At 49.6% G+C, this 4,808-nt stretch carries 5 protein-coding genes; 1 reads left to right on the forward strand and 4 read right to left on the reverse strand.

What is annotated here, in order from left to right:
- Positions 1-612: 612 nt before the first annotated feature.
- Positions 613-849, forward strand: coding sequence for a twin-arginine translocase TatA/TatE family subunit (locus QZP87_RS13015; RefSeq protein WP_291323351.1), 237 nt, complete (start codon positions 613-615; stop codon positions 847-849).
- Between the two features lie 98 nt (positions 850-947).
- Here the strand turns inward: QZP87_RS13015 and QZP87_RS13020 are convergent, their stop codons facing one another.
- From QZP87_RS13020 to miaA, 4 genes are all read right to left on the reverse strand, one after another.
- Complete coding sequence (locus tag QZP87_RS13020) at positions 948-1,544, reverse strand: CDP-alcohol phosphatidyltransferase family protein (protein ID WP_291323352.1); 597 nt, start codon at positions 1,542-1,544, stop codon at positions 948-950.
- Between the two features lie 7 nt (positions 1,545-1,551).
- Positions 1,552-2,451 carry a hypothetical protein gene (locus QZP87_RS13025; protein WP_291323353.1) on the reverse strand — a complete coding sequence of 300 codons (900 nt, stop codon included), beginning with the start codon at positions 2,449-2,451 and terminating at the stop codon, positions 1,552-1,554.
- Positions 2,452-2,454: 3 nt separating this feature from the next.
- Positions 2,455-3,300, reverse strand: coding sequence for a hypothetical protein (locus QZP87_RS13030; protein ID WP_291323354.1), 846 nt, complete (start codon positions 3,298-3,300; stop codon positions 2,455-2,457).
- A gap of 222 nt (positions 3,301-3,522) precedes the next feature.
- Positions 3,523-4,494, reverse strand: coding sequence for a tRNA (adenosine(37)-N6)-dimethylallyltransferase MiaA (gene miaA / locus QZP87_RS13035; RefSeq protein ID WP_291323355.1), 972 nt, complete (start codon positions 4,492-4,494; stop codon positions 3,523-3,525).
- Positions 4,495-4,808 lie beyond the last annotated feature (314 nt).

Raw genomic sequence — 4,808 nt, forward strand, 5'->3', positions numbered from 1 at the left:
ACGCAGAGCGTGGAAGCGATAAAAAGAGGCCCCTGCGGGGCATCATTCGGACAACCCTTGCAGGACGCGTTGAGCACGGGGACTGGCTCTCCCGGCACTTATTTTTCTAATCTGTTTCTTGTTCAATTAAAAATAAGTGCCGGGGTGCCTGTCCCCACTAAATGCAAGCAGGGATTTTTTTTCTTTTCTTTTCTTTTCTTTCTTGTTCCCAGGCTCCAGCCTGGGAACAAGAGGTAACCAGGAACGAAGAACCAGGAACCACGAACAGATTTTAACGACCAACATGTTGGTTTGAAATTTGTGCTAAGCGCCTAATTAACTGCCTTACCCTATTAACAATTAACAAATAACAGATAACAGATAACTGGGTTGCGGGCGTAGCCCGCTTTGGTAATGATCTTCACATCAGCTAAAAATAAGTGCGGGGAGAGCCAGTCACCTTCGAGTTCAGATAAAGTATCGCTGTAGTGTTAATATCTGACTTTTTGCAGGTGCATCCAGAGTACAAAACCAGCCTGAAAATATTTTCAGGGAACAGCCAGTTGTTCCTTGACCACCATGCGACACGGGTGTATTAAGTCCTGGCAAGTTAAAACCCGGGAGGAAGCGAATATGTTTGGTATCGGCATGACAGAAATGATAATTATACTGGTCATTGTCCTGGTAATATTTGGAGCCAACAAACTGCCTGAAATCGGAGCAGGAATGGGCAAGGCCATTAAGAACTTTAAGAAAGCCACCACTGAACCTGAGGAAATAGACGTTACCCCTTCTGATGAAAAGGAGAAGGACAAGAAAAAGGCCAAAGAAAGCGAAGAAAAAGAAGACACACAAGAAAAGCAGAAATAAAAAATGCCGGCAGTCAGCGGCATAAATTTTTCTGGCAGGCTTAAAACTAATAATCCCTCCCGGGAGGTATGCTCCCGGGAGGGCATTTTTTATGGTTATCAGTGCTCTTGTTTTCTGAAGAAGGATAGCAGTCCAAACCCCAATATAAGGTAGTGCATGCCGGAAAACAGGGTCAGGCCGGCCACCACGTAAATCAGAATATCCGCTGAAGCATTGATTACAGCAATATCAAATACTTTTGAGGTCATTACCGACAACACCAGCAGGATCTGGGCCAGGGTGTTGAGCTTGCTGTCCAGGGTGGCGGTGATTTTTCCACGCAGGTCCAGCCTGGCTAAATGAATAAACATGTAGCCGAAGACAATCAACGCTTCTCTCAAAAGCACCAGGACCACGAGCCATAATGCAATCCACTCCTGAAAACCCAGGCATAAAAAAGCCGTCAGAACCAGCAGTTTATCCGCCAGGGGATCAATGAGTGCTCCCAGTCTGGAACGCTGTTTCAGTGTCCTGGCCAGGTAGCCGTCCAGGGCGTCGGTTATTCCTGCCAACACAAACAGGCTCAAGGCCAGCGGGTAAGCCTCCAGGATGAAGGCCCCTAAAAAAACCGGCACCATGACAATTCTTGACATGGTCAGGACGTTGGGTACTGTCCACTTGGAACCGCAACTGTAAACCTCTTTATACTCCAGCAAATTGCACCTAATATTTTCTGGTTTCATCCATGGTGTGGTAAATCCCCCTGGAAGGCAGGTAACCGTCCAGACGCTCCTGCAACAGGTCAGGGGTCAAGGTGGTCAGGGTCCAGACGGCCCTGAAGGATGGAACATCCGTATTTATTTGCAGGATGCTCCCCTCTTCCACCATCTGGTCCCAGGACATGAGCATGTCGTCAAAGTGCATAATGGCGTCTGTTGTGGCCCACCCGGTGGTCTTGAGAACGAAGTCCACGGTCATTTCCGCCATGATTTCAGGCCTGGTAAAGAAATACGCCCATAGATCAAACCATACCCTGTACAAATCACCGTCTGCCACTGTATGAGACAGGTCTTCATGCTCGATGGTACCGCTCCATCCTCTGTCCTGTATCCGGCGCAGGGAAACCGAGGTAGGGGCTTGCCCGTCCACCTCCACCCCGGTAATCTTTTGCAGGCGCTGCAAAGTGGCAAAATCATCTGGACCGGCACCCCTGGTATTTAAATCATATCTCCAGAACACCGTGCTGGTATAATATACCCCGATTCTCTGCAACAGGTTTCTCAGGGTGGTGGTATCCACGTTGACATCCAGTTCCATTACCAGCTGATCATCCATCTCCTCCCTTGAAAAAATGCGGTAGCCCAGGACAAGATCCCCCATTCTCCAGTCCAGATGTCCTCGGAGGACCTGCTTTCTTTCCGTGGATAAGTCACCTGGAACAATGCGCTGGGACTCCTGAACAACAGCCTGACTGTAACCTTCTCTCAAGCCCTGCTGCTGCAGCTCCTGTAAAGACTTATCAGGGTCCAGAGGCACCTGTACCTTTACATGCTGCCAGGCTGGTACAGGCGAGCTGAATATCAAGAGAATAAAAGTAAAAAAAAGAGTTCTAAAAATCAGCAAAATTTATTCATCTCCCATGATAATTATTACCGGACAATCATCCGGGATGCCCTCTGCAATATCATCCAGTTGAAGGCTGTCCTCCCAGGAAAGCACAAAATCACTCTCAAGTTGACCATCGATGCCCTCGGCAATAACCTTAAAACCCTGAGGACCGGATTCATACAGCCTGGTTATGTTGAAGTCCTTGTCCACCCTGATATACCTGACGTGTCCTCCCCGGGAACCGGGTTGTTTTCCAAGCACAGAAGCCTTGTACAAGATATTCCCGTCCCGGTCCACGAATGCCGGGACCAGGGCAGGACTGGCCCTCAGGCCTGTGGCATCCAGGTACATGGAGCAGTACGGCATAACATTTACGGCCACCCTCCCGGTCTTTCTCCACTCAGGTCCAACGAAAACCGCCGCAGGAAGCAGGCGCTGCACATCATGGTCCATGAGATCCAGAAAGACATGTACCTCTACTTTGTCTCTGGGATGGTGATAGTACACAGTTTCCCAGACTTGAGAATTGTGTGCCAGTGCCCGCAGTTTACGGGCCGTTTCAGGATCCTGGAGGGCAAGATCGCCTATCCTGGAAGTGGAGTCCACGTTCAGTTGCATAAGGTTGTCCAACAGTGCTTTTCTGGCTTTTACCAAAGCGTCTCTTTCGGCCATGCGTGCAGCCTTTTCCTGATCTTCCAAGTCCTGCATTCTGGAAGACCCTACTGAATGGACCCGTCCCTCGGTCCAGTTTATACTGCCGGTTCCTATATGGCGGATATAATCATTTTTGGCGGGCTCCCTTTCCTGGGCCCCGGCCGTACAAATAAAACCCAGCAACATGAAAATTACAATAATATATTTCATTTGCTGCATGCTCCCTGGACAGTCATAGATAAATTTTTTAAGGAAAGCAGGGGACAGGCCCCCCCGCACTTGTTTTTCTGAAGGATGTTTGACGGCATTTGAAAAATAAGTCCGGGGGGTGCCTGTCCCCGGAGGTCAAAACGGAGGTCAAAATATGTTTCAATGTAGTATTATAAAACAGACTATAATAATTCGCAATGCCCTGGTCTCGTCAATAACCCATCAGTGATGCGCTTGAAAAAAAGACATTTTTTCAGGCACCCCTAAAAACCTGGACGCTGCTTGCCTGGCCAGGTCCGGTTCCTCCGGGCTCACCCAGTTCACCCCAAGTTCCTTTTTAAACCAGGTAAGCTGTCTTTTGGCGTAATCTCTGGTGTTTTTAAACCACCTTTCAATACAGACATGCATATCAATTTCGCCTGCAAGGTAGGCCAGCACCTCCCGGCAGCCTATTCCTGTCATGGCAGGCAGTGAGCGGTTGAAGCCGTACTCCCGGCAGACAGACCGTACCTCCTGAACCGCCCCGTCCAGCAGCATTTTCTGTATTCTTTTATGCAAGCCATGTACCAGCCATTTCCACTCCACATGCACTCCGAGCTTCAATACCCTGTAAAAGGGCTTCCTGGGCTGGTTTTCATGCCAGCTGCTCATTGTGCAGCCGGTAGAATGGAAAACTTCCAGGGCCCTGGTTATTCTCTGCCTGTCCCTGGGGCTGATTTTTGCAGCGTAAGAGGGATCAATAAGTTGGAGCTCCTGGAAAAGTGATTCCGGCCCCTGTTTTCTACATTGCTCCTGCAGCTCCCGGCGTACATCCTCCGGAACTGGAGGAATGTCGGCCAGCCCATGCACCAGTGACCTCAGGTACAGCCCTGTACCGCCAACCAGAACAGGCACGCCGGACTCCCTGGAGACTTTCTCGATGCTCTCCTTGGCCAGCTCAACAAAGCCTCCGGCAGTGATACCTTTGTCCGGCTTCAGGAAGCCGTAGAGATGGTGCGGACAGACCTGGAGTTCATCAGATCCGGGCTGGGCAGTGATGATGGGTAAACCCTGGTAGACCTGCCTGGAGTCGAAATTGATGACCTGTACAGGAAAACAGCCGGCCAGATCCAGAGCCAGTTTGTTTTTACCGCTTCCGGTAGGCCCCAGAATACATATAATTTTTGGCAGGTCCTTATCATTTATGCTCTTCATAAGTCACAAAAGCGGGCTACACCCGCAACCCAAGATAAAGAAGTGCTCTTATCTCCATTGGGACAGTCCCCGCGACAACATTTTTTGGGTTACTGACAGCTCTTATTCGCAAAGCTGGTTGCTTTTGACATGGTTAGTTCTCAGCGGGGACAGTCCCAGTACCAAGCGCTGAAAAAGAGGCCCCTTCGGGCATCATCCGGTTAACCCTTGCAGGACGCGTTGAGCACGGGGACTGGCTCTCCCGGCATTTATTTTTCTAATCTGTTTCTTGTTCAATAAAAAATAAGTGCCGGGGTGCCTGTCCCCACAAACAT

This window comes from Desulfonatronospira sp., assembly GCA_003563255.1.
In the GTDB taxonomy this organism is placed as follows: domain Bacteria; phylum Desulfobacterota; class Desulfovibrionia; order Desulfovibrionales; family Desulfonatronovibrionaceae; genus Desulfonatronospira.

Excerpts from the sequence above, each read along its gene's own strand:
- QZP87_RS13030 (WP_291323354.1), bottom strand. The coding sequence starts at position 3,300 with ATGAAATATATTATTGTAATTTTCATGTTGCTGGGTTTTATTTGTACG.
- QZP87_RS13015 (WP_291323351.1), top strand. The coding sequence starts at position 613 with ATGTTTGGTATCGGCATGACAGAAATGATAATTATACTGGTCATTGTC.
- miaA (WP_291323355.1), bottom strand. The coding sequence starts at position 4,494 with ATGAAGAGCATAAATGATAAGGACCTGCCAAAAATTATATGTATTCTG.